A 26,693-nucleotide genomic window follows, 5' to 3' on the forward strand; every position below is an offset into this window, starting at 1 on the left:
GCCGCGAGCCGTGCCCGCCGACGACGCGCCGCAATCGCGCCCGCCCTGGCCGCGCAGCGTCTGGGCGCTGCCGGCGGCCTGCCTGCTCGCACTGGGGCTGACCTACTGGCCCCCTGCCGAGAACTGGCTGGTCGGCCAGCTGCAGCCCCTGGACGCTGGCGAAGTCCGCGTCGGGATGCTGCCGCACGAGCCCCCGCGTGCGCGCTACGACGACACCTCGGGCCTGCTGGCGCACCGGGACTACGAACTGCTGGGCGACCCCGACGGGCTTGCCGCCGCGCGCGACGTCGCCTTCCTCAGCTGGTTGTCCGCGCAGGACGCCCCGGACGTGCCCACCGAAGTCGCGCCCATGCCCGATGCCGCCACCGACGGGATGGACGGGTCGCCCGCAGCCATTCCCCTGGCCACCGAGTCCGCCCGTGCGCCGCGCTGACGCTGCCCACCGTTGGCCACTCGCGTGCCTTGCAGCGGTGCTGGCATGGGCCGCTGCGGGCGTGGGCGCGACCCCGGCGGTGCTGGACGACTTCGAGGGGGTGCTGCCCCTGCTGCAGCCGGAGCGGCGTGCGCAATTACTTGAGCGCGCCCGGCACTGGCAGGGGCGCACCGCCGCCGAGCGCGAGGCGCTGGCGCGCCGGGCAGCCGAATGGGACGCGCTGCCGCGGGCCGAGCGCAATGCCCGGCGGGTCGATTACCGCGCCTGGCAAATGCTGACCCCGGACGAGCGTGCGCGGTTGCGGGCCCTGGCCAGGCGCATGGAGCGGATGCCGGCGGCCGAGCGCGACGCGCTGCGCGCGCGTTTCGCGGCACTGGACGGCAGTGAACGCAAAGGCTGGCGGCTGGGCCCGGTGCTGGGCGTCGACTACGCGTCCCTGCAGCCGCTGCTGGCGCAGGTGCCGGCAGAGCAGCACGAGCCGCTGCTGCAGGTGCTGCGTGAGCTCACCGCCCAGCAGCGCAGCGACCTGGCCCTGCTGGTGCATCGAACGCCGCCGCAGGAGCGCAACGAGCTCCGGCGCGAACTGGTGTCCACTGCCGCGGGACAGCGCGCCCGCTGGCTGCAACAGCGGATGGACTAGGCGCCGGCCGTCGCGTCGGCGCGTTGCCCGTGCAACCCCCGCAACACCCGCCGGCTGGAGTTGAAGCGGCCCCCGAAGCGGGCCTGTCCATCGCCGCGCAGCCGCGGCGCGTGCTCGCGCAGGTAGGCCTCCAGCGCGGCGGCATCGACCAGCGCGTAGTGCACGCACAGCGCCATGCGCCCCGCGCACGCCGGCGGGTCGAGCACTTCGAACACCTGCGCACCGGTGAAGCCGGGTAACGCGAGGATCTCCCGCACGTGGCCGTCCAGCCACGCGCGGAATTCCACCGCGATGGACGCGTCCACGTCCAGGTTGACCTCGTAGACCACCGCGCTCATGCCGACACCAGGCCGGCCAGGGTGGCGTACAGCACCGCCATCGACACCAGCATGAAATAGGCGAGGCCGAGCGCGAAGTACTTGGCCAGCGTGATGGGCCAGCCCTGCGCGTACACCCGCTTCTGCATCAGCAGCAGGTACAGCGGCAGCCAGCACCACAGCGCGATCGAGGCCAGGCGGATGGCCACGCTGGCCCAGGGCGCGGGCCCCTCGACGAGTCCGTCCAGCGCCTCCAGCAGGAACAACCCCAGCAGCACCACCACCAGGTAGACGTGGCTGTAGAGGGCCACCACCAGGTGTTCCAGGTAGAGCCGCCCGCTGAAGAGGTAGAACAGCTTGAGCAGCAGCGCGAATACCGGCACCAGCATGAACAGGGCCGTCGGCAACGCCTGCATCATTGATGCCTTGAGCAGTTCCGGGTCGTCCTCCAGTCGCGGGAGGTTCTCCTTGGCGCGGCCCACCTTGCGGTTGAGCCAGTCGTTGGCGAAGTCGGGAAGCCAGGCCACCGCCACCGGGTTGTCGACCGGGTGCCAGGGCGCGTCGTTGAAGCGCATCACCCAGATGTCTTCGTCGTCGGCGTCCACCACCACCGTGCCTTCGCCCGTGCGTGCGGCGGTCGTACGCGGCGGCGCGGACGGGGTCGCGGCTGCCGGCACTTCGCCTGCCGCTCGTTCCAGTTCGGCGATGCGGCTGCCCGCCGCACCGCGGATGGCGACCGTCGCCGCCAGCAGTCGGCGGTCGATGCCGGGCACGGGCACGCCGTCAACGGTCTCGCGCGCGGCTTCCACCCCGGCCAGCGCCTGGTCGCGGATCCGGATGACCTCCTCGCGGGTGGTTGCCTGTTCGATTCGGCGGGCGATGTCGACGTCGACGCCGGCGACCACCGGCGTCCGGCCGTCGCTGACGATCGCGCCCTCGCCGAAGGACACCGTGTACTGGCCGACGAAGAACGTCAGCAGCGTGGCGACCACGAACATCCGCAGCGGTGCGATGTAGCGCGCGCGGTGGCCGGCGATGTAGTCGCGCGCCACGCGGCCGGGCGAGATCAGGTCGCGCAGGGTGCGGAAGACCCGCCCGTCCAGGTGCCAGAACGACTCGAACACTTCCACCAGGGCGTGTTGCGCATCGCGGACCGGGTTGACTGCCGACTGCCCGCAGCGGTGGCAGTAGCCGCCCTGCAGGGGGGTCGCGCAGTTCTCGCACTGCGTCGGCGTGTCGTGCTTGCTCATCCGTGTTCGATCCCCTGGTCGGCGCGGGCCGGCGAGCGCGGCCGGTGGTCGTCGACGGCGGCTAAGATAGCGGCCCGCCGCGACCCGGCGCCAGCACGCGACAGCCGTTCGCGTCGCGGCCGCAGTCGCCGGATGCGCAACCATGACCCCTCCCGCCCCTGTGCCGGTGGCCCGCGCGCGGCCCCTGCTTGCCGAGCTGCGCAGCACCGCAATGCTGTCCGGCCCGCTCGTTGCCGGCCACCTGTCCACCGGGCTGATCGGCTTCGTGGACAGCGTGATCGCCGGCCACCACGGCACCACCACGCTGGCCGCGGTGGCCGTGGGCACGGCGCTGTTCTGGCTGGCGATGATGGTGCCGATGGGCACGCTGATGGCGCTGCCGCCATCGGTCTCGCAACTGGACGGGGCCGGTCGCCGCGGCGAGATCGGGCCGCTGTTCCGGCAGGCGCTGTGGCTGGCCGCTGCACTGGGTGTCGCGTTGTTCGCGCTGTTGTCGCTGCTGGTGCATGCCATGGAGCCGATGGGGATCGCGGCGGAGATCCGTCCCGGCGCTGCCGCGTTCCTGCATGGCATCCGCTGGGGCGTACCGGCGCTGACGCTGTACTACTGCATGCGCTACCTCAGCGACGGCCTGCACTGGACGTTGCCGACCATGGTGCTGGGCTTCGGCGGGCTGTTGTTGCTGGTGCCGCTGGGCGTGCTGCTGGCGTTCGGCGGACCGGGCGTGCCGGGGATGGGCGCTGGGGGGTTGGGGCTGGCCTCGGCGATCATGCTCTGGACCCAGGCGATCGTGTTCGCGTGGTACCTGCGGCGCTCGCGGCGGTTTGCGGACCTGCGGCTGTTCGACGGCTTCCTCACCCGTCGCAACCGCCCCGACGGCGCCCGGATCGTCGGGTTGCTGCGCACCGGCCTGCCGATCGGGGTGACGGTGACCATGGAGGGGAGCCTGTTCATCGTCACCGCGCTGTTGATCGGGCGGCTGGGCGAGGTGCCGGTGGCCGCGCACCAGATCGCCATCAACGTCGCTGCACTGTGCTTCATGGTCCCGTTCGGCGTGGCCGAGGCCACCACCGTGCGCGTGGGCCATGCGCTGGGGCGCGGGACGGGATCGACCGGCGTGCGCCGCGCCGCGCTGGCGGGCCTGCTGCTGACCCTGGGCACGCAGACGCTGTCGGGCCTTGCACTGCTGCTGGGCCACGACCACGTGGCCGCCCTCTACACCCGCGATGCAGCGGTCGCCACGCTGTCAGCGACCCTGCTCCTGTACGCGATGGCGTTCCAGTTCCCCGACGGGGTCCAGGTGCTGTCGGCCGGCGCCCTGCGCGGGCTGCGCGACACCCGCGTGCCGATGGTGCTGGCGGCGCTGGCGTATTGGGGCGTCGGCATGCCGCTGGGTGCAGGGCTGGGGCTGGGCGTGCCGGGCCTGGTTGAGCCGATGGGCCCGCCGGGCATGTGGATCGGCCTGATCGCCGGGCTGACGGTGGCCGCGCTGCTGCTGGGGCTGCGCTTCGTGCGTGCCAGCGCACCCGACCGACTGCCCGCGCCCGTGGCGCAGGTGACCTCTGGCGCATGAAACCGGCGAGGGCAGCGGGTACGCTGGGCGTTCGCATTTCAATGCCGTACCGGAGTATTTCCCGAAATGAACGACACCCCGCGCCGCGGCCCCATCGCCCGATTCTTCGTGGGCCTGTGGGATGCGATGAACTTCACCCGCCGGCTGGTGTTCAACCTGCTGTTCTTCGCGCTGCTGTTGCTCATCCTGGCCGCCATCGGCGCCGGTGACCGCACCCAGCCCCTGCTCGACGGCACCACGCTGGTGATCGCACCGGAGGGCGCGCTGGTCGAGCAGTACACCACCGACCCGGCCAGCCGCGCCTTCGCCAAGGCGATGGGCGCCGACACCGGGGAGGTGCAATTGCGCGACCTGTTGCACGCGCTGGACGCGGCCGCCGAGGACACCCGTATCGACCGGGTGCTGTTGCGCCTGGACGGCATGGTCGGCGGCGGCATGGCCTCGCGCCGGGAGTTCGCCGCCGCGGTCGCGCGCCTGCGTGCTTCGGGCAAGCAGGTGGTGGCGGCCAGCGAGATGATGGGGCAGGGCCAGTACCTGGTCGCCGCGCAGGCCGACGAGGTCTACCTCGACCCGATGGGCGGGCTGATGCTGGAAGGCCTGGGCCGTTATCGCCAGTACTACCGCGAAGGCCTTGAGGAAAAGCTGGGCGTCGACGTGCACCTGTTCAAGGTCGGCGAGTACAAGTCCGCCGCCGAGCCGTACGTGCTCGACGCCGCCTCGCCCGAGTCCAAGGAAGCGGACCTGTACTGGATGAACGACCTGTGGTCGCGCTACCTGGGCGACGTCGCCGTCGCGCGCAAGCTGCCGCCCGCGCAGCTGGTGGCCGACATCCGCCAACTGCCCGCCCAGGTCGAGGCCGTCGGCGGCGACCTGGCCCAGCTGGCCCTGCGCCAGAAGCTGGTGGACGGGTTGAAGACCCGCCAGGAAGTCGATGCGCTGATGACCGAGCGCGGACGGGCCGACCAGGATGCAGAAGGCGGGTTCCGCCAGGTGTCGCTGGAGGGCTACCTGGCCCACGTCAACGGCGAGCCCTCGCCCGCCGACCGCCGGCCCCAGGTGGCCGTGGTGGTGGCCGAAGGCGCCATTACCGGTGGCGAGCAGCCCCCGGGCGTGATCGGTGGCGAGTCCACTGCGGCGTTGTTGCGCGACGCGCGCGACGACGACCAGGTCAAGTCCGTGGTACTGCGGGTGAACTCGCCCGGTGGCGAGGTGTTCGCCTCCGAGCAGATCCGCCGCGAGGTGGTCGCGCTCAAGGCCGCTGGCAAGCCGGTGGTGGTGTCGATGGGTGACCTGGCCGCATCCGGCGGCTACTGGATCAGCATGAACGCCGATCGCATCTACGCCGACCCCTCCACCATCACCGGGTCGATCGGCATCTTCGGCCTGATCCCGACCATCCCGCGCACGCTGGACCGGATCGGCGTGCACACCGATGGCGTCGGCACCACGCCGCTGGCGGGGGCGTTCGACATCACCCGTCCGCTGGATCCGGCGGTGGGCGGCATCATCCAGGCGGTGATCGAGAAGGGCTATCGCGATTTCACCGGTCGCGTCGCCAAGGCGCGCGATCGCAGCGTGGCGCAGGTCGACGCCGTCGCCCGTGGGCGCGTCTGGAGCGGGGCGCAGGCCCTCGAGCGCGGCCTGGTCGATGAGCTGGGCGGCTTGCAGGCGTCCATCGCCGACGCTGCCCGTCGCGCGGAACTGGGCGCGGAAGACGACTACGCGGTGCGCTATGTCGAGAAGCCCGCCACGCCGTTCGAGCGATTCTTCGCCGGCTTCGCCGGAAGCCGCATGGGCGCTTCGTGGCTGCGCGGTTCGGACCTGGCGCGTGGCCTCGTCGCGCGCTTCATGCCGCAGGTGGCCAACGACATGCGCCTGCTGGAAAGTGCGCTGCAGCCGGTGCCCGGCAAGCCGGTCAAGGCGCTCGCCTACTGCTTCTGCGAGCTGTAACGAGCCACTGGGGGTAGCGCCCGGGCAATCCGACGCAAAGAAAAAGCCCGGCCAGTGCCGGGCTTTTTCTTGGGATGCGCATTCGGGCGGCGCGAGCGGTGTCAGGGCGGATCGATCCGGGCGCGGGTGGCATCGGCGGCGCTGCCCACCTTGGTCTCGACATCACGCACGCGCTCCAACGGGGTCTGCACGTCCGCATCCCGATCCTGAGCGCCCCGCGGGATGCGCGGTGCGCTGTCGGCCACGGCAGGTGTGCCCGTCGTGGCGAGGGTGGGTGTAGGCGCGATCGCATCCGCCGAGCCGGCCTGGGGTTCCGGCGGGCGTTCCGGGTCGGGCGGCTGCGGTTTGCGGCACGCCGCGAGCGCAAGCGCGAGGGTGATCATCGCCATCGCGGCCATGCCGCTTCGCAGCAGTGCCTGCATGGACCGCACCCGGTCGGGGCACTGGGTCATCGGCGTCCTCCGGTTTCGACTGCCCGCTATGCTACGCCGGGACGCGTGCAGGCAACGCCACGTCGGCGCGCACGACTCCCGGCGCACATGACTTCGAGGAGCTTCGATGGACCCACGACGCTGGCGGCTGGACGGACACCTGGCGCTGGTCACCGGCGGCAGCGCGGGGATCGGCCGCGCCATCGCGCGCGAACTGCTCGGCTTCGGCGCCGACGTACTGCTCACCGCGCGCGGCGCCGCGGCGCTGGAGTCGGTGCGTGCGGAGCTGCTGGAGGATTTCCCCGAGCGCGAAGTGCAGGTGTTCGCCGCCGATGTCGCCGACGAGGAGCAGCGACGTGAGCTGCTGGACTGGGTCGAGGACTTCGGCGAAGGCCTGCACATCCTGGTCAACAATGCCGGCGATAACCTCAGCAGGCCGGCCACCGACTACAGCGACGCGGAGTGGCGGGGAATCTTCGAGACCAACGTGTTCTCCGCCTTCGAGCTGTCTCGCTACCTGCACCCGCTGCTGACGCGCCACGCGGCCTCCAGCATCGTCAACGTCGGCAGCGTCTCGGGCCTGACCCACGTGCGCACCGGCGCGCCCTACGGCATGAGCAAGGGCGCGATGCACCAGATGACCCGCAACCTGGCGGTGGAATGGGCCGAGGACGGAATCCGGGTCAACGCGGTCGCGCCGTGGTACATCCGCACCCGCCGCACCTCCGACAAGCTGGCCGACCCGGATTACCTCGACGAGGTCCTGCTGCGCACGCCGCTGGGGCGCATTGGCGAGGCCGAGGAGGTGGCGGCCGCGGTGGCATTCTTGTGCCTGCCGGCGGCGGGCTACATCACCGGCGAATGCATCGCCGTGGACGGCGGGTTCCTGCGTTACGGGTTCTGAGCCTCGGGTGTGAACCGGGGTCGCGGGCACGGCCGTTCAGGTCGCGCCGTAGCGCAGCCACAGGTCGGCGGTGGCCTCGTCGGCGAATACGCGGGCCTCGAACCCGGCTTCGCGGGCGTGGATCTCGCAGTGTTCGACCGCTCCCAGTCCCCGGGGCTTGGCATGGGCGATGCGAACACGCTCAAGGCCCTGCCCCTCCATGTCGGCGACCAGCTCCTGCCACTGCGATGCACTGAGCGCGGGGCCGTGCATCTCGTCGACCAGCAGCAGGCCGCGCGCCGGTTGTGCCTGCAGCCTTGCCACGATCGCCTGCCAATAGCCGCGCGTGGCCGCCAGCGTCCCCTCGCCGGTCACGCGCGCGCGCAGGCCGGCCGGATGCGGTGAAAACTCGATGTCGAAGGCCGGTGTGTCTGTCATCGCGGGAGCCGGGTGGGACCGTCGTTGCCAGTACGGTGCAGTCGGGCGGGACAACGCGGCGTGAGGCCGACCGAGTGCACGTCGGCGGACAGTGTCACTGCGTGGCGGCGCAGGTGCTCTGGGCCAGCAGGCGTTCGATCCGTTCCACGTCACGCGCGGTTTCGCCTTCGCGGGTGGGCATTCCGAAGCGTTCCGCGCCCTGGGCGATGGTCAACCGCTCGCGCCAGCGCTCGCACAGCGCCGCCTCGGCCACCGGCTCGCAGCGATCCTGGCGTTCCTCGCAGGCCGCACCCACGCCGCCGCCACCGGCCAGGCCCCTGGTGCGCAGTGGCGCGCAGCGGCGGGCCGGCGTGTCGCGCTCGGTCAGGTAGAGCTCGTCGTTCCAGGTACGGCATTGGAACAACGCAGGCGGCGGCACCAGTTCGACAGGCGGGGCGGCGACTGCGGCGGGCATCGGGTCCGCGGCCGGCGTGTCGACGACAGGCTGCAGCGGCGCCAAGGTGGGCGGCATCGGCGGTGGCGCGGGCGGCGGCACCGGGGCGGGAGGCGGGGGCGCGACGGGGGCGTCGTCGATCACGCGGCGCTCCTGGCGGCTGCCGGTGGGGCAGCGCTGGTCGTTCTGCACCGTGACCGCCCCGGCCGCGTCGGTGCAGCGGTAGATGACCAGTTCGGCGCGGGCGCCGGAAAGGACGACCAGGCCGAGCACGCCAATGCAGGTAGACCACAGGAGTCGGCGCACGGGTCAGGCCCCGCAGTCGTTGGCCAGGCGTGCGTCCAGCCTGCGCCGTTCGGTGTTGATCACGCGGCGCTCGCTCTGCAGCGCGCTGTTGTAGCGCGAGGCGATATCCGAACGTTGCTCGCGCAGGCGATCGCAGATGTCGGCCTGCGGCAGCGGATGGCACACATCACGCACCCAGGTGCCGGCGCCCGGATAGACCACCGCACCCAGGTGCGGCCCGGGGTGGGCGATACCGGGTGCGCCGTGCGGCGGGCGCGGCCGCGGCGCCCCGGCGCGGCGGTGCGGGTGCTCGCCCAGCACCACCGGATAGCCAAGTGTCCACATCGGCACCCATCGCGGGTCACCCTGGTCGGTATCGCTGGTGTAGTGCTCGCCGTCGGGGGTGATGCACTCGTACAGGGGGCGTGGCGGGGTCATCACGATGAATCTCGTCGGCGCGGGGGGTGCCTCGACGACGGTGGTTGCCATCCGCTGCGGCGCAGGGCGCGGCGGGGGATCCCGAGGGCGCTGCATCTCGCGGGTCTGCTGGTCCTGGCCACGCAGGCACGGCGTGTCACGCAGGGTCAGGCGACCGTCCTGTCCGGTGCAGCGGTAGATCTTCACCGGGTCGGCCTCGGCGCGGGCGGGACCGGGCGCGCCGATGACGAGGCCGGCGCCCGCTACCGCAAGCGATAGCAGGACGACGGTGCGCATCGGGGCGGGGACGGGGTGCATGCCGCCCATCTTGCACCTGTCGACGGCGCCGCTGCACACCTTCGAACCGGGACGTTCAGTCAACGGGGAAGCCGGCCTGTGGGTTCGGCCCAGGGCGCGTTGCCAGGCGTGCGGGTCAGGCGCGCAGTACGGCGCCCGTGCGGGCGTCCCGGATCGCCGTGGGCGCGGCCAGCCCACCGGTCTCGCCGGGTGCGACCGCATCGAGTTGCGCCACCAGCGCGGGGTCCAGCTCGGCCCGGCTGAATGCCGGCGGCTGGCCGCCGCGGTTGGCGCTGGTGGAGACCAGCGGACCGCCGAACGCAGTACACAGGTCGGACACGACCGGGTGCGCACTGACCCGCACTGCGACGCCGGCATGGCCACCGCTGATCCATGCCGGCACGCGCCCGGTACACGGCACGATCCACGTGTTGGGGCCGGGCCAACCCGCCTCCACGTCGGCGCGACAGCGGCCGGGCAGTGCGTCCCAGTCAACCAGACCGTCCAGCTGCGAGGGCGTGGCCGCCACCAGGATCAGGCCCTTGGCTACCGGGCGCTGCTTGATGTCCAGCAGTCGCAGCACCGCGACCTCGTCGAAGGGGTCGCAGCCAAGGCCCCAGACCGCCTCGGTCGGGTAGGCGACGACGCCACCGGCGCGCAGCGCGGATAGCGTGGTTTGGAGTTGCAGTGCCGGTGCAGTCATTGCGGCAGGATAGCGCGGACCCGGGACACCCCCGGGCCCCGCGGGGCCCGCAGGCTCAGGCCGGGGTGGACGGCGTCCCAGCACCCACGTCTTGCCCGCCATCCTTGGCGACCGCTTTCGCGCCCCCCTTCTTGGCTACCTTCGTGGCGGCCTTCTTCACGGTCTTGCCGGCCGTTTTCGCGGTCGTCTTCTTGGCGGCTTTCTTGGCCGACTTCTTGGCCGCCTTCTTGGCAGGTGCTTTCTTTGCCGCCGGCTTCTTCTCGGCCACCTTCTTGGTGGCCTTCTTGCCGAAGCGGCCGCGTGCCGGCTTGCCGGTCTCCTCAAGCAGCCGGGTGACGTCCTCCAGCGTCAGCGAGGCGGGCTCGCGCTCCTTGGGGATCTTGCCGTTGAGCTGGCCGTTGCTGATGTAGGGACCGAAGCGGCCGTTGAGCACCTGGATGTCGCTGCCTTCCCACTGCTTGATGATCCGGTTGCGGGCGATCTCTTCCTTCTCCTCGATCAGGAAAACCGCCCGCTCCAGTTCGATCGTGTAGGGGTCGTCCTCCTTCTTGAGCGAGGCGTACACGCTGCCGCGCTTGGCGAAGGGTCCGAAGCGTCCCACGCCGACACTGACGGTCTCGCCCTTGTCCTCGCCCAGGGTGCGCGGCAGCTTGAACAGCTCGATCGCATCCTCCAGGCCGATGGTGTGCATGCTCTGGCCGGGACGCAGCGAGGCGAAGGTCGGCTTGTCCTCGTCCTCGGCGGTGCCGATCTGCGCATAGGGCCCGTAGCGACCCAGCCGGACGCTGACCGGCTTGCCCGACTTGGGGTCGGTCCCCAGTTCGCGCGCACCGGTGGCCTCGCTGCGGTCCACCGACTCGCTCTTCTCGTCGACCAGTTGCTTGAACGGGGCCCAGAACTTCTCCATCAGCGGGATCCATTCCTCCTCGCCGCGGCTGACCGCGTCCAGCTCGTCCTCCAGGTGCGCGGTGAAGTCGTAGTCCACGTAGCGGGTGAAGTGGTTGGACAGGAAGTTGCTGACCGCACGACCCACGTCGGTGGGCCGGAAGCGGCGGCTGTCGAGTTCGACGTACTTGCGGAACAGCAGGGTGGCGATGATCGAGGCGTAGGTGGACGGGCGTCCGATGCCGTACTCCTCCAGCGCCTTGACCAGCGAAGCTTCCGAGAAGCGCGGCGGCGGCTCGGTGAAATGCTGGTCGGCGTGGATGCGGTCCACCGGGATGCGGTCGCCGGTCTTCATCGCCGGCAACTTGCGGCCCTCGTCCTCGGCATCGGCGGACTTGGCGTCCTTGCCTTCCTCGTAGACAGCCAGGAAGCCCGGGTCGATCACCGTCGTGCCCGACACGCGGAAGCTGTGCTCGCTGCCGGCGGCGAGGTCGATCGACACGGTGTTGAGGGTGGCCGGCACCATCTGGCTGGCGACCGCGCGCTTCCAGATCAGCTCGTACAGCCGGCGCGCGTCGTCCTCCAGGAATCGCGACACCTGCGCGGGCGTGCGCAGCGCGGAGGTGGGGCGAATCGCCTCGTGGGCCTCCTGCGCGTTCTTGGACTTGGTCTGGTAGGTGTTGGGCTTGTCGGGCACCGCGCCGGTACCGAAGTCGCGCGCGATGACGTCACGGATATCACTGATCGCATCGGCCGAGAGGTTCACCGAGTCGGTACGCATGTAGCTGATCAGGCCGACCGCACCTTCCTCGCCGATCGCGACGCCCTCGTACAGCTTCTGCGCGACCTGCATGGTGCGCTTGGTGGTGAAGCCGAGCTTGCGCGAGGCCTCCTGCTGCAGCGTGGAGGTGGTGAACGGCGCGGCCGGGCGGCGCTTGCGCTCCTTGCTGGTGACGTCGGTGACGTGCAGCGCGCCATTGGCAGCCGTCGCAATGCGCTGCCGCGCCGCTTCCGCGGTATCGCCATCGGTGATGGTGAACTGCTCGAATTTCTTGCCGTCCAGCCGGGTCAGGCGGGCACTGAAGGCCTGCGTGGGGTGCTGGCAATCGGCCTCGATCGACCAGTACTCGCGCGCGATGAAGGCTTCGATCTCCTCCTCGCGTTCCACGATCATCCGCAACGCCGGCGACTGCACCCGCCCGGCCGACAGTCCGCGCTGCACCTTGCGCCACAGCACCGGGGACAGGTTGAAGCCGACCAGGTAGTCCAGCGCACGGCGGGCCTGCTGCGCGTCGACCAGTGGCGCGGCGATCGCACGCGGGTTCGCCATCGCTTCCTTGATCGCACGCGGGGTGATTTCGGTGAACACCACGCGCTGCAGCAGCCGGTCGCCGACCAGGTTGCGCTCACGCAGGATCTCCGCCACGTGCCAGCTGATGGCCTCGCCCTCGCGGTCCGGGTCGGTTGCCAGGTAGATGGCTTCGGCGGATTTGGCGGCCTTGGCGATCGCGTCGACGTGCTTTTCGTTCTTCTCGATCAGGTCGTAGCGCATCGCGAAGCCGCGCTCCGGGTCGACTGCGCCCTCCTTGGGCACCAGGTCGCGCACGTGGCCGTAGGAGGCCAGGACGGTGAAGTCCTTGCCGAGGTACTTGTTGATCGTCTTGGCCTTGGCGGGCGATTCGACGATCAGGAGGTTCTTGGCCATGTCCGGGGAGCTCCGCAGTCGCTCGCGCGCTGCCAGTGGTCGTGCAAAGAATGGGGCGTGCAAAGAAGGCGACGCCCGCGGGGGTGGCCGCGGGCGTGGGGAGTTGCCTTATTTAGTGGAATCACGCCGCAGCCGGCACTGTCAAGCAGCAATCGGCGCGAATGTGACCGCCGGGGGGTTCCGCGGCGCCCCGGCCGCTGGATCAGACCGGCCGGGCCGTGAGCCCGGCGTGAGCCGTGACAGGCCCGCCGCGCTTGGCCCTCAGTGGACCGGTTCGGGCTCGTCGGCGAACATCTGGGTTTCCATCCAGGCGTACGCCGCTTCCGAACCGGGCTGGTTGAACAACACCATCAGGACCACCCACTTGAGGTCGTCCAGGTCCATTTCGTCCTGTTCCAGCGCCATCGCCCGGTCGACGACCAGCTCTCGCTGGCCTGCGTCCAGCACTCCGTGCTGCTCGAGGAACATCAGGAATCCGCGGCATTCAAGGTCCAGCCGCTCCAGCTCGACATCGGCGAAAACGCGGGTCGGCCCACCGACGCGGGCCGGCGAGGCGGCCGGACGCTGGCGCGCGAGCGCGTCGAGCCACTCGAAGGCCTTGTTGATCTCGGCGGGGCTGAAGCCGGCCTGGCCCAGTTCTTCGAACAGGGGGCCGCTCTTGAGGGCGTCACGGTCACGGACCAGGTCCGCGTCATCGGCGAGGTAGTGCTCGAACAGGTACAGCAGGACATCAAGGATGCTTTCTTTCATTTCCCCTCGGCCTGCGCCGCAAGCGGCGCGTGGGACTGGAGTGGTGGATCGGTCGGTCCGGGTCGCCCCGGCACCTGCCCTGAGATACGCCGGCGAAGGCCGGTCTGGATGCGCATCAACCCCTGCGGAAGTAGCGGCCATGCTGCGCCGCCACGCGACCCTCAAGCTCCATGTGAAGCAGGATGGAGGACACGCTGGCGGCCGTCAATCCGCTGCGCGCGACCAGCTGATCCATAGAACTGGGGTCCGGCCAATGCACGACCACAACCGCTGGTGGTCGGGCGTGTCGCAAGCTGAACTGAGACCAGATGCACCCGCGGCGTCCGGGCCGCCACCGGGAGAGGCCGTTGCCCGGTGCTCCAGGCCCCGATTGCCAGTTGTGGGGACGCCCAACCGCCCGCGCAAGGCCGACGCCAGGCTGTGGGCGACCGGGGCCAGCCCGGATAGCATCTGCTCGACGTCCTCGACCAGGGTGGCGCCCTCGCGGATCAACCGGTGGCAGCCCCGCGCCAGCGGGTTGTGGATGGAACCGGGGACCGCGAACACCTCGCGACCGGCTTCGGCCGCCAGCCGCGCGGTGATCAGCGCCCCCGAGCGTCCGGCCGCTTCGATCACCAGCGTGCCCAGGCTGAGCCCGGCCAGGATGCGGTTGCGGGAGGGGAAGTGCTCGCGCCGTGGCCGGGTGCCGGGCGGGTGCTCGCTGACCAGCGCCCCCTGCACGCCCAGCGCGTCCTGCAACGCCCGGTTGGCCACGGGGTAGGCCACGTCCGGCCCGGTCCCCAGCACGGCGTAGGTGCCGCCGCCGGCGGAGAGGGCGGTCGCGTGCGCCACCGTGTCGATGCCGGCGGCCAGGCCGCTTGCCACCGTCATGCCTGCCTGGACCAGCGCGTGGGTGAAGCCCACCGTGTTGTCGCGTCCGGCGGGGGTCGGCGAGCGGCTGCCGACCACGGACACGGCCGGCTGCCACAGCAGGTCGATGGACCCGCGCACGAACAACGCCAACGGGGGCGAGGCGGTCCGGCGCAGCAGTGCGGGATAGTCGGGGTCGTGCCAGCCGATGACCGCCTGGTCCGGCTGCATGCACCAGCGGAGTGCGGCCTCCAGCACGTCGCACGCGGGTCGCCGCAACGCCTCCCGCTGGCGCTCGTCCAGGCCCGCCGCACGCCAGCCCGCGTCACCCGCGGCCAGCGCCCCGGCGGGGGCGCCGGCGCGTTCCAGCAGGGTACGGCGGGCCCCGGTGCGACCGCCGGCCAGGACCAGCCGCAGCAGCGCCTCGGGATCGGCGCCGCGGGGGGCGGGGGCGGGTGTTGCACGTGGCGATGGGGAGGCGACGTCCGGCATCGCGCCAGCGTCGTGCACAAACAGCGACGGCGCCCTCGGGCGCCGTCGTGGCATTGCGTAGGAAAATGCCGCCTCAGTACGGGGCGTCGGGGTGCTTGAGCTCGTAGCCGACCTTGGTCGGGCGCACGCCGTCCATGACCAGCGCATAGCTGACCTTGTCGAAGGTGCGGAACACCAGGGCATGGCCGGAGAACTCGTCCGGCAGGCGCACGCGCGACGCGCGGCCGACCAGGTCCGGGTCACGCTCGGGACCGACCTTGACCCGGTCGACCTCCAGCGTGCCGCGGCGCCAGATCGAGAACACCGTGCCGTTGTCGATGCCGTCGCGGGCGCCGACCGACAGTGCGATCACGTCGCGCGGCCCGCCGTAGCTCAGGGTGTCGGTCACCGCCAGCACCTGCGCGCGGCCGTAGTCGAACTGCTGCCTCGGCGGGTGCGGGAAGAACTGCAGGTCGTACGGGTTGAGCTCGATCGGCACCAGGCGGTCACCGACGCGGACCTCGCGACCCTCGTCGTCCAGCACCAGGGTGCTGGCCTCGATGCCGCCGACTTCCCCGCGGCTGATCGTGCCGGTGGCCATCTGCATCAGCTCGTAACCCAGCAGTTCGCGGCCGTTGTCGGGCACCACCACGTCGGTCCACATGGAGTCGAAGTCGAGCGTGCGGCGGCCGCGGAAGTCCAGGTCGGACTGGCGCATGATGTCGCAGCACTGGGTGCGGTCCAGCCGCGTGTAGCGCACGGTCGGGCGCACCACGGCGTAGCGCTGGCCGGGCTGGGCGGCGGGCATGCCCTCGATGTAGGCGATCTGGCCGCGGGCGCTGCGCAGGCGGTCCTCTTCCAGGCCGACCACGTAGGGCAGGTGCTCGAAGCTGTCGACCACGCGCGCGTTCTTCAGGAACGGTTCGATCTGTTCCAGCGGAATGGCGTTGATCGGCGCGCCCTCTCGCGGGCCCGGTTCGACCGAGACGCGGTTGAGGTAGGCCAGCGAAATCACGTCACCCGGATAGATCAGGTGCGGGTTGGCGATCTGCGGGTTGGCTTGCCAGATCTCCGGCCACAGCCATGGGCGCTCCAGGAAGCGTCCGGCGATATCCCAAAGCGTGTCACCGCGCTTCACCACGTAGGTGTCCGGATGCTCCCCTCGCATCTGGGCTGCCACGGTGAAGGTGGCGATCGTGAACAGCGCAGCGGTCAGAACCGTGCGGATCGGTTTAAGCATGGCGGCCATCTACCTGATTCCCCTTGCAGGTTTGCCCGCCGCCGGCTCCCGGCGAGGGCATCGGCACTATAGCCCAGAAGGCGCGTGGGGTTGCAAGGATCGGGGCCGGGAAACGGCGTAGAATCCACGCCCGGCGCTTGTGGTTGTGACCCATGCCCCCATTTGGGCCCTGTCGCCACCGCCACCGGGGCGCGAATCCCGCCGCCGCCGCGACCCTGCCGACCCGGGCCCCCGCGTGCCACACCTGCATGTCCGGGCTACGCGTCCCGCCCGCGGCACGACCCGCCCACTCCACGTGACTCCATCGCCATGGCACTGCTTCCGATCCTCGAGTTCCCCGATCCGCGTCTGCGCACGAAGGCCGTGCCGGTCGACCCTGCGCAGGTCACGTCGCCTGCATTCCAGCAATTGCTGGCGGACATGTTCGAGACCATGTACGAAGCGCCCGGCATCGGCCTGGCGGCCAGCCAGGTGGACGTGCACCAGAGCTTCATGGTGATCGACGTCTCCGAGGAGAAGGACCAGCCGCTGGTGTTCATCAACCCGGTGGTCACCGCCTCGGCCGGCGAGCAGGTCTACCAGGAAGGCTGCCTGTCGGTGCCCGGGATCTTCGCCGACGTGACCCGTGCCGACGAGATCACCGTGGATGCGGTCGGCCGCGACGGCCAGCCCTTCACGATGCGCGCCGACGGCCTGCTCGCGGTGTGCATCCAGCACGAGATGGACCACCTGGTCGGCAAGCTGTTCGTCGACTACCTCTCGCCGCTCAAGCGCGAGATGGTCCGCAAGAAGCTGGCCAAGGCACGTCGCAACGCGGCCTAGCAGGCGTGTAGGCGCGGCTCCAGCCGCGATGCAACAGGCAGGCGTTCCCGGGGCAGACCGGTCGCGGTTGCCGGCACTCCTACAATGCGCTTTTCCCCGGACGCGGCAGCACCCCCATGAGAATCGTCTTTGCCGGTACGCCGGATTTTGCCGTGCCCTGCCTGCGCGCCGCCGCTGCGCGCAACGAGGTGGTGGCCGTGTACACGCAACCCGACCGACCCGCCGGGCGCGGGCGGGGGCTGACGCCCTCGCCGGTCAAACGCGAGGCGATCGCGCGCGGCATCCCGGTGTTGCAGCCGGAGAACTTCAAGGCGCAGGTTTCGCGTGACGCGTTGAAGGCGCTGGAGCCGGACGTGCTGGTGGTGGTGGCCTACGGGTTGATCCTGCCGCAGTCGGTGCTCGACATCCCCGCCCATGGCTGCTGGAACGTGCATGCCTCGCTGCTGCCGCGCTGGCGCGGCGCGGCGCCGATCCAGCGCGCGATCGAGGCCGGCGACGACGCGAGCGGCGTGTGCCTGATGCAGATGGAGCGCGGCCTGGATACCGGGCCGGTGCTGCTGTCGCAAACCCTGCCGATCGGCGACGCCGATACGGGCGGGCAGCTGCACGATCGCTTGGCGGAGCTGGGCGCGCAGGTGCTGTCGGACGGACTGGGCCTGCTGCGCGCCGGCATCGTCCCGGTCGCGCGGACGCAGCCCACCGAAGGCGTCACCTACGCGCACAAGCTCGACAAGGCCGAGGCCCGGCTCGACTGGGGCGGCCCGGCCGAGGCGCTGGCGCGCAAGGTGCGCGCATTCAACCCGTGGCCGATGGCCGAGGCCCAGCTGGCGGGCGAGCGCGTCCGGATCCATGGCGCGGTGCCGCTGGCGCTGGCACACGACGCGGCCCCGGGCACGGTGCTGGCAGCCGGGCGGGACGGCATCGACGTGGCCTGCGGCGAGGGTGCGCTGCGCATCCGCGTGCTGCAGCGCGAGGGCGGGCGTGCCATCACCGCGGCCGATTACCTCAACGCACGGCGTGGACTGGCGCCGGCCCCGTGAGCACCCTGCTGGCGTTCGACCGCCCTCGCCACCCACCTCCGGCCCCGGCGTGGCTCGGGTGATGGCGCCCGTCCCCGCCCACCTGGCCGCTGGCGTCGCAAGCCGCCTCGTCGCCGCGCGCGTGCTCGATGCGGTGCTGCACCAGGGCCGTTCGCTGAAGGGCGAGCTGGCGGCCGCGCTGCCCGGCCTGGCCGACCCGCGCGACCGCGCGCTGGTCGAGGCGATCTGTTTCGCGGTGGTGCGCCAGCCGGCGCGCTACCGGGCCGCGGTCGACGGCTGGACCGCGCGGCCGCTGGGCCGCCGCGACGCGCCGCTGCGCGCGCTGCTGTACGTGGGGCTGGCGCAGCTGGATCCGCTGGGGCTGGCCGCGCATGCGGCGGTGGATGCGACGGTCGAGGCCACGCGCGCGCTCAAGCGCTCGCACCAGGCCGGACTGGTCAACGCCCTGCTGCGGCGTGCGCTGCGCGAGGGGCTGCCGGCGGCCGACCCCTCCGCGCACTGGCCGGGATGGCTGCGGGACCGTCTCAGGCGCGACTGGCCCGCCGAGCTCGACTCGATCCTGGCCGCGAGTGCGGCGACCCCGCCCATGTGGCTGCGGGTCAACCGCCTGCAGGGCACGCGCGAGGCGTATGCCGACCGCCTGGGGGCGGCGGGCATCAGCGCCTACACCGATTCCGACGCGCTCGACGCCTTGCGCCTGGATGCCGCGGTGCCGGTGGCGACGCTGCCCGGCTTCTGCGACGGCGCGGTGTCGGTGCAGGACATTGCCGCGCAGCGCGTGGCCGACGCGTTGTCGCCGCCCGTCGGGGGGCGCGTGCTCGATGCATGCGCGGCGCCGGGTGGCAAGACCGCGCACCTGCTGGAGCGCGACCCGACGCTGGCGGTCACCGCACTGGACATCGACGCGCGGCGGCTGGACCGCGTTGCCGCCAACCTCGACCGGCTCGGCCTGCGCCCGGGAGCGGTGCTGGTCGCCGCCGATGCGGCCGACACCGCGTGGTGGGACGGCGTCGCGTTCGATGCGGTGCTGCTGGACGCGCCGTGTTCGGCGACCGGCATCGTCCGCCGCCAGCCCGACGTGCTCTTGCACCGGCGTGCCTCCGACCTTGAGCCGCTGGTGGCGTTGCAGGCGCGCCTGCTGGACGCGACCTGGGCGACGCTCGCCCCCGGCGGGGTCCTGCTCTACGCGACCTGTTCGATCCTGCGCGACGAGAACGAGCGGCAGGTCGATGCGTTCCTGGCCCGCACGCCCGGCGCGGTGGCAGAAGCGCTGCCGGAAGACCTTGGACGGCCGGCCGGCGCCGGTCGCCAGCGGCTGCCCGGCGAGGGCGGTGGCGACGGGTTCTTCTACGCGCGACTACGCAAGCGGATCGATTGAGGCCGGGGCGGCAGCCCCGGTTTGCGTCCCGCCTGCCGGGTCCCGGACCGGCTGGCCGTGCTGCAGCAGCCACAGCCGGATCGCCTTCTGGCGCGCGGTGTAGGCGGTGACGTAGGCGTAGATCAGCCCCGGTGCGCCATCCAGGAACCCGCCGCGCAACACGTAGCCGCGCAGGAAGCGCCACGCCGGCCCGAGCACCATCTTCACCAGCGACGCGCGCTTGCCGCGGGCGTGGGCGTGCTCGGCCATCATCTGCGCGTACTGGCGCGACTTGGCCAACTGGTGCTCGAACGAGCGGAACGGCAGGTGCAGCAGCTCGCCCGCCAGGGTGGCGACCGCGCCATCGACGGTGGCGGTTTCGTGGATCTCGCGCTCGCCGCGCCAGCCGCCGCGGCGGCGGTCGAACAGGCGCAGCTTGCGGTCGGGGTAGGCGTTGCCGTGGCGGAGGAAACGGCCGAAGTATTCCGACGCGCGGGCCACTCGGTAGCCGGCCGCGCGGGCGAACCCCGCCTCGCGCTCGACGAGGATCGCACCACGCAGTCGCGCGTCGACGCGCTCGTCCGCGTCCAGGCTGAGGATCCAGTCATGCGTGGCCTGTTCGACCGCGTACTGCTTCTGGCTGCGGAATCCATCGAACGGACGCACCAGCACCCGCGCGCCGTGCGCGCGGGCGATGTCGCAGGTGGCGTCGGTCGAGCCCGAATCCACCACCACCACCTCGTCGCAGAAGTCCAGCGACGCCAGGCAGTCACCCAGCCGGTCGGCCTCGTTGAAGGTGATGACGGTGGCGGACAGCAGCGGTCGATCGGGGCGCATGCGCGGGGCTCTGCAGGGTGCCGGGACGGGCACGTGGCGGGGCCGACAGGGTACCCTTCGCGGCATGTCGCAGCCCGCACCCGCCCCCATCGCCAGCGTCGTGTTCACCACCTACAACCAGCCCGACTGGCTGGAGAAGGTGCTGGTGGGGTTCGGCGCACAGGACCGCGGCGACTTCGAGGTGCTGGTGGCCGACGACGGCAGCCGCGACGACACCCGCGAGCGGATCCAGGCATTGCAAGGCCAGCTGCCGATGCCGGTGCGGCATCTGTGGCAGGCCGACGAGGGCTTCCGCAAGTGCGAAGCACTGAACATGGCCATCCGCGAGAGCCGCGCCGACTACCTGCTGTTCACCGACGGCGACTGCATCCCCCGGGCCGACTTCGTGTCGACCCACCTGCGCCTGCGCGAGCCGGGCCGGTTCCTGTCGGGCGGGTACCACAAGCTGCCGATGGACACGTCCACGGCCATCTCGCTCGATGACATCCGCAGCGGCCGCTGCTTCGATGCCGCGTGGCTGCGCGGACGCGGCATGCCGGCCTCGCGCCGCGACGTGAAGTTGACCGCGGGCCCGCGGCTGGGTGCCCTGCTGGACATGATCAGCCCGGCGCGCGCCAGCTGGAACGGCCACAGCGCGTCGGCGTGGAAGCGCGACATCCTGGCCATCAACGGGTTCGACGAGCGGATGAAGTACGGCGGCCAGGACCGCGAATTCGGCGAGCGGCTGGAGAACGCCGGCATCCGCGGCAAGCGCATCCGCCACCGCGCGATCGTGCTGCACCTGGACCACCCGCGCGGCTACGCCACCCAGGACAGCATCGACTTCAACCGCGGCCTGCGCGCCGATACCCGGCGCCTGCGCCGGACGTGGACGGAGTTCGGCATCGACAAGCGCGCCGCGCCCTAGCGGGTCACCAGCGCAACCGGCGCCGCGCCAGCTCGGACGACAGCCGGGCGTATAACGCTTCGGCCTCGGCGTCGGGCAGGAAGCGGACGCGCAGCGGCGGGGCCAGGGCACCGGCACCGGCCGTATCCAGCCACAACGTGGCGGTGCCGCAGCGACGGTCGACCGGTGAGCGCGTGAGGTCGAGCGATTGCAGCTTGTCGAGTTCGGCAAAGCGCCAATGGCGGCTCCACCAGCCTTCGCGCACCGCGATCAGCTCATCGCCCAGGGCATAGGCGATGCGGCGCGCATGCTGGCGGGACTTGAACGCCGACCACGGCAGCCACAGCAGCACCAGCAGGCCCCACCCGCCGAACCGCCAGGCCAGTGCGGCCGCCACCACTGGCGGCACCCACGCCACCGGCAGGAACAGCCGCCACCACGCCGCGGCCGGGAGGGTGCGCCACTCCAGCGACCCCCAGCCCGCGCGCGGCAGCAGGTATCCGATCAGGCGGTCGCAGTCGGACGGGGTGGCGATCGGCGCGACCTCGCGCAGGCTGCGCTGCTGGTCGGGTTGCTCGGCCACGGCCGTGTCGACTTCCAGCCCGCGCCGTCGCAGCAACCGGTGGAGCATGCCTTCGCGCAGCGTCCAGGCCTGGATCCGGCGGCGCGATGCGCTGGTGCGCCACCGCGCCAGCAGGCCGCGTTCGACGGTCAGGCGGCGGCCGTGTTCGCTCAGCCGGAAGCCGTAGTACTGCGCCAGCGCCAGCAACACCGACAGCCCGCGCAGCAGCAGCACGAGCGCCACGACCAGGCTGGTGCCGGCCAGCGCGTAGTCCGCATACGAGAACGCCCGCGCATCGGCGAAACCGAACAGCGCCTCACCCCAGCGCTCGAACAGGTTGGGCAACAACCGCGGGCTGAACTGCGCCAGGGCGGCGAAGCCCGCGCCCACCACGATCAGGCCGCGGTTGGAGACCAGGCCCAGCCGGACCACTTCGGCCGGAGGCAGCTCCAGCAGCACGGTGGAGGCTTCCGCGGGCGCGGCGCCTACCGTGCCGGATGCCGTGCCAGGCGCCGCGCCACGGCGGCGTACCAGCGTTTCCAGCGCCAGTGCGTCGTCCAGGCGCAGCACCCGCATCTCGGCTTCGGACTTCTGCCCGCCGGCCGACTCCAGCCGCACCTCGGCCACGCCGAACACCCGGTGCAGGAGCGATTGCTGCACGGCGACGTTGTGGATCCGCGCAAACGGAATGATGCGCAGGCTGCGCTGCAGCACGCCGCTGCGCACCACCAGCCGGTCGCCCAGTACGCCGTAGCGGTAGGTGAAGTACTGCCACACCGATACCAGCGCCAGCACCGCCACGCCGGCCAGCGGCCACAGCTCGTGCATGGTGTCGTCGGCGCGGCGGCCGAACACCAGCAGCGCCAGCAGCGGCACGATGAACTGCTTGAGCTGCGCGAGCAGCACGAACAGCCACGACATCGGGTGCAGGCGGCGCTCGGCGTCGGCGACCCCCGGCTCGGGACCGTTGGGCGGTGCCGGGTCCTGCGCGGGGACGGCCGGCTCAGTCGTCATCGGTCCCGATCTGCCGGGCCAGCGCGTCGCGCAGCCGTTCGGCGTCGGCCGCGTCCAGGTGCGGCACGGTCACGGCGCTGTTGCGGGTCCCGGCGGTATGCACCACCAGCGTGGCCAACCCGCGCCGCCGTTGCCACGGACCGTGCTTGACGTCCAGGTGCTGCACGCGGCTGGCGGGCACCCGGGTCTCGCTGCGCCACAGCTTGCCGCGCCGCACCGCCAGGCCCTCGCCGTCATGGCGCCAGGCCGTGTAGGAATGGCGTTTCGCGCCCAGCCACAGGCCGATGCCAAGCAGCAGCGCCAGCGCGGCCGCGGCCACCGCCCATGCCGGCACGGCCGCCAGCCGCGCCTCGAGCAGGCTACCGCCAACCACCGCGACGATAGCCGCCGGCACCAGCAGCGGCAGCGTGGTCCCCACCAGGAACAGCGCACGTGCCCGCGCCGGCAAGGGCTGCCATTGCGCAGCATCGGCGGAGCCGGGCCAGCCTTCGGGCGTGGGTTCGGATGGTGGGTGCTGCATCGCGCCTCCTGCGTTGCGATCGGCATTCATTGCGGCGGCACGGTGCGGTACGGGTTCGGCTCGCCGCTGCCGGGCGGCCGCAGCGTATAGCGTTTGTAGGTCCACTGGTATTGCGCCGGATCGCGCCGCGCAATGCGCTCCACCGCCGCGTTGAGCGCGTGCACCGCCACCGTCGGGTCCGGGTCGGACATGCCCGGTGGCGCCAGCTCCAGGTGCAGGTCGAAGGCCGGCGGCCGGTCCGGATGCGTTTCCACGCGTTCGCACCATGCAACCAGCAGGGTGGCGCCGGTACGCGCGGCCAACCGCCCCAGCAACGTCATGGTCAACGCAGGCGTGCCAAAAAAGGGCGCAAACTCGCCATCGCCCGCCTTGGGCTGCTGGTCGGGCAGGATGCCGACCACGCCACCGGCGCCCAGCCACTTGAACAGGTGGCGCACCGCCGGGCCTTCGGCGCGGATCTGGGTCACCCGGTCGCGGTCGGCGCGCACCGCCTGCAGGAACGCCTCGCCCACCTTCGATTCCGGCGCGCGGTACAGGATCGCCAGCGGGGTGCGCACGGCCAGCCACTGGTTGAGCAGTTCCCAGTTGCCGTAGTGCGGCGCGGCGATGATCACCCCGCGCCCGGACGCGATCGCCGCATCCAGCAGCAGCGCCCCGTGTGCGTCGCGCACCAGCGCCAGGTTCTCCGCGTGCGGTCGCGTCCACAACCGCACCGTTTCCAGCGCCTGGCGCGCGGTGGTGCGCAGGATCGCGGCGTGCAGGGAGTCGCGCGCGGCCGGCGGCATGGCGGGGAACGCCAGCGCCAGGTTGCGTCGTGCCACGCGGCTCTCGCGCACGTCGCGCCAGCGCCAGAGCGCGGCCAGTGCATCGCCGATCCGCATCAGCCACCGCCACGGCAGCCGGCCCACGAGGGTGGCGAGCAGGTGCAGCAGTCGTGCGGCCAGGTCGGTCATGCGCCGGAGTGTAGCCGGGGGTCAGGCATGCACCGTGCGGCCCACGCGCGCGGGGCGTGCAGGACGGGCTTGCAACACGGGCCTGCGGATGACTTGCACCGGCATTGCACCGATGATCCACGCCAACGCCGCTTTGATGCACCGCCATGCTCGCCCTGATCCAGCGCGTCACCCATGCCCGCGTCTCCGTCGAAGGCGACGCCGTGGGCAAAATCGGGCCCGGCCTGCTGGCGCTGGTCGGCGTCGAGCCCGGCGACGGCGAAGCGCAGGTCGCGCGCATGTGCGAGCGGCTGCTCGGCTACCGCGTGTTCGCCGATGCCCAGGGGCGGATGAACCTCGGGCTGTGCGACACCGGCGGCGGCCTGTTGCTGGTCAGCCAGTTCACCCTGGCCGCCGACACCGGCAGCGGCATGCGCCCGGGCTTCAGCACCGCAGCCGCGCCGGTCGCGGCTGAACCGGTATTCAACGCGCTCGTCCAGGCCTGCCGCGCGCGCCATCGCCCGGGGGTGGAAACCGGCCGCTTCGGGGCCCATATGGAGGTCAGCCTGGTCAACGACGGCCCGGTGACCTTCCTCCTGCGCGCCTAGCGCGAGGCAGGCAGGGCAAGGGCCCTGGCCCCCAGGCCGGTCGCTGCGGCCGCCGCCGCCCGCGGTCCGTCGGCAAGCCCGTTTTCCAACGCAGTTGCAGGCGGATCCCCGCACGCCCGGATTACCGGCCCGACGGGCCAACGCCCGTGCCGGCTGGTATAATGCACGGTTCTCTAGCCCCAACCCCGGTGCCCAAGTTTATGGCCAACGAACGTCAGGCCCCCCAGTCCGATATCAAGCAACTGATCAGCAAGGGCCTGGAGCAGGGCTACCTGACCTACGCCGAAGTCAACGACCACCTGCCCGACGACATCGTCGACCCGGAGCAGATCGAAGACATCATCGGCATGATCAATGGCATGGGCATCGAGGTGCACGAAGTTGCCCCCGACGCCGAGACCCTGCTGATCACCGGTGACAGCACCGGCAACCGCGACGTCGACGACACCGCCGCCGAGGAAGCCGCCGCCGCGCTGACCGGACTGGACGCCGAAGGCGGCCGCACCACCGACCCGGTGCGCATGTACATGCGCGAGATGGGCACGGTCGAGCTGCTGACCCGCGAAGGCGAAATCGCCATCGCCAAGCGCATCGAGGAAGGCCTGAACCAGGTCCAGGCTTCGCTGGCGCTGTTCCCCGACACCATCCGCTCGGTGGTGGAAGACTACGAACTGGTCGCCGCCGGCAAGAAGCGCCTGGCCGAACTGGTGGTGGGCTTCCTCGACCTGCTCGACGACCCGACCGTGCCCGCCGCGTCCGGCGTCGACAGCCCGGCCGCCGCCGCCAAGGAAGCCGCCGCCAAGGAAAGCCCCAAGGAAGAAGAGGCCGAGGAAGACGACGCCGACGACGCCGACGATTCCGATGACGACAGCGCCGCCGACGAGGGCCCCACCGGCCCGGACCCGGCCGAGGTCGCCGCCCGCTTCGAGGCGCTGACCGCGCTGTACGCCAAGTTCGAGAAGGCCCACGCCAAGCACGGCCCCAGCCACAAGACGGTGGTCAAGCTGCGCGAGGAGATGGCCGAGATCTTCATCACCTTCAAGCTGCCGTTGCCGCTGACGGACGTGCTGGTGCGCCGCATGCGCGAGACCGTGGCCTCGCTCAAGCAGCACGAGCGCCGGATCCTGGAGCTGGCCACCCGCGTCGCGAAGATGCCGCGCAAGGACTTCATCCGCTCCTGGGACGGCAACCAGACCAACCTGGAGTGGGTCGACGAGCTGCTCAAGCGCAAGCAGAAGTGGTCCTCCGGCCTGCGCGACGTGCGCGAGCAGATCATCTCCGAGCAGGAAGCCACCATCGCCGAGGAAACGGCGATGCGCATGACCCTGGCCGACCTCAAGGAAGTCAGCCGCACCATGGCCTACGGCGAGGCCAAGGCCCGCAAGGCCAAGAAGGAAATGGTCGAGGCCAACCTGCGCCTGGTGATCTCCATCGCCAAGAAGTACACCAACCGCGGCCTGCAGTTCCTGGACCTGATCCAGGAGGGCAACATCGGCCTGATGAAGGCGGTCGACAAGTTCGAGTACCGCCGCGGCTACAAGTTCTCGACCTATGCCACGTGGTGGATCCGCCAGGCCATCACCCGCTCGATCGCCGACCAGGCACGCACCATCCGCATCCCGGTGCACATGATCGAGACGATCAACAAGCTCAACCGCATTTCCCGCCAGATGCTCCAGCAGTACGGCCGCGAGGCCACGCCCGAGGAGCTGGCCAAGGAAATGGACATGCCCGAGGACAAGATCCGCAAGGTCATGAAGATCGCCAAGGAGCCGATCTCCATGGAGACGCCGATCGGCGACGACGAGGACTCGCACCTGGGCGACTTCATCGAGGACACCAACGTGGAGTCCCCGGTGGATGCCACCACCAACATCAACCTCACCGAGACGGTGCGCGACGTGCTGGCCGGCCTGACCCCGCGCGAGGCCAAGGTGCTGCGCATGCGCTTCGGCATCGACATGAACACCGACCACACCCTCGAGGAAGTGGGCAAGCAGTTCGACGTCACCCGCGAGCGCATCCGCCAGATAGAGGCCAAGGCGCTGCGCAAGCTGCGCCACCCCAGCCGCTCCGAGCAGCTGCGCAGCTTCCTCGATATCGAGTAGGTCGTCTCGCGACCCGAGCGCACCATGTGAAAGCCCCGCTCCGGCGGGGCTTTTTCT

25 protein-coding genes and 1 pseudogene are annotated in these 26,693 nt (G+C 71.2%); 11 read left to right on the top strand and 15 right to left on the bottom strand.

All coding sequences use genetic code 11. From position 1 onward, the window contains the following. Together ACJQWL_RS05780 and ACJQWL_RS05785 are read left to right on the top strand one after the other, a co-directional pair. A partial coding sequence (locus ACJQWL_RS05780) for a hypothetical protein (RefSeq protein ID WP_411300773.1) occupies positions 1-433 on the top strand: 433 nt, incomplete at its 5' end. After that, positions 420-1,073 (top strand): DUF3106 domain-containing protein, encoded by a 654-nt coding sequence (locus ACJQWL_RS05785; RefSeq protein WP_330969739.1) that lies wholly within the window; start codon positions 420-422, stop codon positions 1,071-1,073. The genes ACJQWL_RS05780 and ACJQWL_RS05785, both read left to right, overlap by 14 nt. On the opposite strand, the gene ACJQWL_RS05790 is transcribed toward ACJQWL_RS05785, so the two are convergent. Next, positions 1,070-1,411: a DUF4286 family protein gene (locus tag ACJQWL_RS05790; protein WP_330969740.1), complete on the bottom strand. Its 342-nt coding sequence runs from the start codon at positions 1,409-1,411 to the stop codon at positions 1,070-1,072. The genes ACJQWL_RS05785 and ACJQWL_RS05790 overlap by 4 nt on opposite strands. Then, positions 1,408-2,640 (bottom strand): DUF3667 domain-containing protein, encoded by a 1,233-nt coding sequence (locus tag ACJQWL_RS05795; protein WP_330969741.1) that lies wholly within the window; start codon positions 2,638-2,640, stop codon positions 1,408-1,410. Before ACJQWL_RS05795 ends, ACJQWL_RS05790 begins: the two co-directional genes overlap by 4 nt. A 160-nt stretch (positions 2,641-2,800) precedes the next feature. On the opposite strand from ACJQWL_RS05795, the gene ACJQWL_RS05800 reads away from it, so the two are divergent. Both ACJQWL_RS05800 and sppA read left to right on the top strand, forming a co-directional pair. Continuing rightward, on the top strand, positions 2,801-4,213 hold the full coding sequence (locus tag ACJQWL_RS05800; RefSeq protein ID WP_411300809.1) for an MATE family efflux transporter: 1,413 nt from the start codon (positions 2,801-2,803) through the stop codon (positions 4,211-4,213). 66 nt (positions 4,214-4,279) lie between these two features. Continuing rightward, positions 4,280-6,163 (top strand): signal peptide peptidase SppA, encoded by a 1,884-nt coding sequence (gene sppA / locus ACJQWL_RS05805; RefSeq protein ID WP_330969743.1) that lies wholly within the window; start codon positions 4,280-4,282, stop codon positions 6,161-6,163. A 101-nt stretch (positions 6,164-6,264) separates the two neighbouring features. Here sppA and ACJQWL_RS05810 read toward each other — a convergent pair whose 3' ends face one another. After that, positions 6,265-6,615, bottom strand: a complete 351-nt coding sequence (locus ACJQWL_RS05810; RefSeq protein ID WP_330969744.1) for a hypothetical protein — start codon at positions 6,613-6,615, stop codon at positions 6,265-6,267. A 106-nt stretch (positions 6,616-6,721) separates the two neighbouring features. Here ACJQWL_RS05810 and ACJQWL_RS05815 point away from each other — a divergent pair, with 106 nt between their 5' ends. Further along, positions 6,722-7,498, top strand: coding sequence for an SDR family oxidoreductase (locus ACJQWL_RS05815; protein ID WP_330969745.1), 777 nt, complete (start codon positions 6,722-6,724; stop codon positions 7,496-7,498). A 36-nt stretch (positions 7,499-7,534) separates the two neighbouring features. Here ACJQWL_RS05815 and ACJQWL_RS05820 read toward each other — a convergent pair whose 3' ends face one another. The 8 genes and pseudogenes from ACJQWL_RS05820 to ACJQWL_RS05855 all read right to left on the bottom strand — a co-directional run bounded on the left by ACJQWL_RS05820 (position 7,535) and on the right by ACJQWL_RS05855 (position 15,950). Continuing rightward, on the bottom strand, positions 7,535-7,915 hold the full coding sequence (locus ACJQWL_RS05820; RefSeq protein WP_330969746.1) for a hypothetical protein: 381 nt from the start codon (positions 7,913-7,915) through the stop codon (positions 7,535-7,537). A gap of 94 nt (positions 7,916-8,009) precedes the next feature. After that, a complete protein-coding gene (locus ACJQWL_RS05825) occupies positions 8,010-8,654 on the bottom strand; it encodes a DUF4124 domain-containing protein (RefSeq protein ID WP_330969747.1) in 645 nt (214 codons plus the stop codon). A gap of 3 nt (positions 8,655-8,657) precedes the next feature. Beyond that, the gene (locus tag ACJQWL_RS05830; RefSeq protein WP_411300774.1) at positions 8,658-9,368 is read right to left on the bottom strand and encodes a DUF4124 domain-containing protein; all 711 of its coding nucleotides are present in this window, start codon (positions 9,366-9,368) and stop codon (positions 8,658-8,660) included. 115 nt (positions 9,369-9,483) lie between these two features. Continuing rightward, positions 9,484-10,050 (bottom strand): L-threonylcarbamoyladenylate synthase type 1 TsaC, encoded by a 567-nt coding sequence (gene tsaC, locus ACJQWL_RS05835; RefSeq protein WP_330969749.1) that lies wholly within the window; start codon positions 10,048-10,050, stop codon positions 9,484-9,486. A 55-nt stretch (positions 10,051-10,105) separates the two neighbouring features. Then, positions 10,106-12,640 (bottom strand): DNA topoisomerase I, encoded by a 2,535-nt coding sequence (locus tag ACJQWL_RS05840; protein ID WP_330969750.1) that lies wholly within the window; start codon positions 12,638-12,640, stop codon positions 10,106-10,108. Between the two features lie 261 nt (positions 12,641-12,901). Continuing rightward, positions 12,902-13,390 (bottom strand): DUF494 family protein, encoded by a 489-nt coding sequence (locus ACJQWL_RS05845; protein ID WP_330969751.1) that lies wholly within the window; start codon positions 13,388-13,390, stop codon positions 12,902-12,904. Between the two features lie 115 nt (positions 13,391-13,505). Beyond that, a pseudogene (dprA, locus tag ACJQWL_RS05850) lies at positions 13,506-14,731 on the bottom strand (DNA-processing protein DprA). A gap of 73 nt (positions 14,732-14,804) precedes the next feature. Further along, positions 14,805-15,950 carry a LysM peptidoglycan-binding domain-containing protein gene (locus ACJQWL_RS05855; RefSeq protein WP_330969983.1) on the bottom strand — a complete coding sequence of 382 codons (1,146 nt, stop codon included), beginning with the start codon at positions 15,948-15,950 and terminating at the stop codon, positions 14,805-14,807. Positions 15,951-16,259: 309 nt separating this feature from the next. On the opposite strand from ACJQWL_RS05855, the gene def reads away from it, so the two are divergent. The 3 genes from def (at position 16,260) to rsmB (ending at position 19,190) form a co-directional block, all read left to right on the top strand. Beyond that, positions 16,260-16,772 carry a peptide deformylase gene (gene def / locus ACJQWL_RS05860; protein WP_330969982.1) on the top strand — a complete coding sequence of 171 codons (513 nt, stop codon included), beginning with the start codon at positions 16,260-16,262 and terminating at the stop codon, positions 16,770-16,772. Between the two features lie 116 nt (positions 16,773-16,888). After that, positions 16,889-17,812 carry a methionyl-tRNA formyltransferase gene (gene fmt / locus ACJQWL_RS05865; protein ID WP_411300775.1) on the top strand — a complete coding sequence of 308 codons (924 nt, stop codon included), beginning with the start codon at positions 16,889-16,891 and terminating at the stop codon, positions 17,810-17,812. 61 nt (positions 17,813-17,873) lie between these two features. Further along, a complete protein-coding gene (gene rsmB, locus ACJQWL_RS05870; RefSeq protein ID WP_411300776.1) occupies positions 17,874-19,190 on the top strand; it encodes a 16S rRNA (cytosine(967)-C(5))-methyltransferase RsmB in 1,317 nt (438 codons plus the stop codon). Here rsmB and ACJQWL_RS05875 read toward each other — a convergent pair. Continuing rightward, on the bottom strand, positions 19,170-20,006 hold the full coding sequence (locus ACJQWL_RS05875) for a glycosyltransferase family 2 protein (RefSeq protein ID WP_330969276.1): 837 nt from the start codon (positions 20,004-20,006) through the stop codon (positions 19,170-19,172). The two genes, rsmB and ACJQWL_RS05875, sit on opposite strands and share 21 nt — an antisense overlap. A gap of 64 nt (positions 20,007-20,070) precedes the next feature. Here ACJQWL_RS05875 and ACJQWL_RS05880 point away from each other — a divergent pair, with 64 nt between their 5' ends. After that, on the top strand, positions 20,071-20,913 hold the full coding sequence (locus ACJQWL_RS05880; protein WP_330969275.1) for a glycosyltransferase family 2 protein: 843 nt from the start codon (positions 20,071-20,073) through the stop codon (positions 20,911-20,913). Positions 20,914-20,917: 4 nt separating this feature from the next. On the opposite strand, the gene ACJQWL_RS05885 is transcribed toward ACJQWL_RS05880, so the two are convergent. From ACJQWL_RS05885 to ACJQWL_RS05895, 3 genes are all read right to left on the bottom strand, one after another. After that, positions 20,918-22,375, bottom strand: a complete 1,458-nt coding sequence (locus ACJQWL_RS05885) for a PH domain-containing protein (RefSeq protein WP_330969279.1) — start codon at positions 22,373-22,375, stop codon at positions 20,918-20,920. Positions 22,376-22,457: 82 nt separating this feature from the next. Next, a complete protein-coding gene (locus tag ACJQWL_RS05890) occupies positions 22,458-22,988 on the bottom strand; it encodes a PH domain-containing protein (protein WP_330969274.1) in 531 nt (176 codons plus the stop codon). 26 nt (positions 22,989-23,014) lie between these two features. Continuing rightward, positions 23,015-23,941, bottom strand: a complete 927-nt coding sequence (locus tag ACJQWL_RS05895) for a lauroyl acyltransferase (protein WP_330969273.1) — start codon at positions 23,939-23,941, stop codon at positions 23,015-23,017. Between the two features lie 146 nt (positions 23,942-24,087). On the opposite strand from ACJQWL_RS05895, the gene dtd reads away from it, so the two are divergent. Beyond that, positions 24,088-24,528, top strand: a complete 441-nt coding sequence (dtd, locus tag ACJQWL_RS05900) for a D-aminoacyl-tRNA deacylase (protein ID WP_330969272.1) — start codon at positions 24,088-24,090, stop codon at positions 24,526-24,528. A 200-nt stretch (positions 24,529-24,728) separates the two neighbouring features. Continuing rightward, complete coding sequence (rpoD, locus tag ACJQWL_RS05905; RefSeq protein WP_330969271.1) at positions 24,729-26,636, top strand: RNA polymerase sigma factor RpoD; 1,908 nt, start codon at positions 24,729-24,731, stop codon at positions 26,634-26,636. Positions 26,637-26,693 lie beyond the last annotated feature (57 nt).

It is taken from the genome of Novilysobacter viscosus (assembly GCF_046600715.1).
Lineage (GTDB): Bacteria > Pseudomonadota > Gammaproteobacteria > Xanthomonadales > Xanthomonadaceae > Lysobacter_C > Lysobacter_C viscosus.